Genomic DNA, 1,300 nt, shown 5'->3' on the forward strand with positions numbered 1-1,300 from the left:
GGTTAATAAACGTTCACGATCTTGCCCTGCTAGGAAAACACTGGGCTTTATTCAGCCAGACATAATTTTTAAAGAGCAATTGCAACGGGCTATGAGCGAGTGTTGCAGTTATTAGTTGAATCTAGGAATTATCAATCATGGATGTCCATATAGGTCCATAATTAAATTCTAGCATTCATTGTTGATACAATATTCATGCATAATAGAACCAGAACAGGCGTTACCTCCAGAATGTCCTTTTAGCCAAGCCTTTAAGTACTCTATTCTTTGTAGAGTTAATCTTAATTTAAATCCAGATGCACATAGTGGGTATACTGAGCCGTAAGATTTTTGTTTATCAGGTGCAGGAAACATTAAATCCATTTCAGCTTTAACAGATTCCTTCCAAACACTCTGCGATTTTTCTAGCATCTTCAAGAAGTTTTCATCGTGTGCGTAAACCTCTTCAATTTTCTTACTAACTCTTTCAAGCTCCTGCTCGGCTGCCTTTAAAGACAATCCTGCACATTGATTCATTTCTATCTGAGAATAGGCTTTTGTCATACATTCGTCTATGTTTTTAGCATGCACATTTATCCCAAACATGCACATTAGTATTATTAATACATCAAGTTTTATTTTTCTAATTAACACACTATTTATCTCTTTAATTATGGGTTCTTATACTGGATATTACCTCGGAAAATAGTCCTTCTTTCGGCACTTCGTGTTGCTAATCCGGGCAAGGATAAAGATTGTCCTTGTTTATTAACGCCTCGTGTATATTTCAGGTTGTTTGACATACCTTCATAATCACCAGCTTTTATTGCTGCGTTCAAGCCAGGACTATTTTGCGGACTTAGCTTTCCAGCTCCTACGTTAAAAGCTAAATCAGTCAAAGCATCAAATTCATTCTGCGATACAGGTAATGAACCGACTAGATTCTCAACTACTCCTTCCGCAATAGCAATATCCTGCGCGAGCAAGCTGTCAGCTTTTGATTGTGAAATAGGATCATTCATTTTCAAATTATCTTGTGGAGTGACTTTATGTCCATAGCCTGCTGTTGGGTTACCTAAACCATCATCTTGAACACTTAAATTACCAGTGTCATTTTCAGATTTCTTAATATGGTCAATTCCTTTTTGACTAATATTTAGATTCGATGCACTTTGACAAACATCGTTTGCATCGGTTCCCGGAGCATTAGAGCACATACCTGAAGGATCAATGTATTTATATGGATTATTATTCGCGTAGGCATAACGATTAAAGCTATGTATATCACGGAATCCAACCGGGTCATTCGAATAAAACCGCC

The 1,300-nt window shown here is 37.1% G+C and carries 2 protein-coding genes; both read right to left on the reverse strand.

Features of this window, described 5'->3' with window-relative positions:
• Positions 1-168 precede the first annotated feature (168 nt).
• Complete coding sequence (locus tag IDAT_RS12790) at positions 169-543, reverse strand: lysozyme inhibitor LprI family protein (protein WP_162178405.1); 375 nt, start codon at positions 541-543, stop codon at positions 169-171.
• A 107-nt stretch (positions 544-650) separates the two neighbouring features.
• A partial coding sequence (locus tag IDAT_RS13075; protein ID WP_051986829.1) for a glycoside hydrolase family protein occupies positions 651-1,300 on the reverse strand: 650 nt, incomplete at its 5' end.

It is taken from the genome of Pseudidiomarina atlantica, from assembly GCF_000753735.1.
In the GTDB taxonomy this organism is placed as follows: Bacteria; Pseudomonadota; Gammaproteobacteria; order Enterobacterales; family Alteromonadaceae; genus Pseudidiomarina; species Pseudidiomarina atlantica.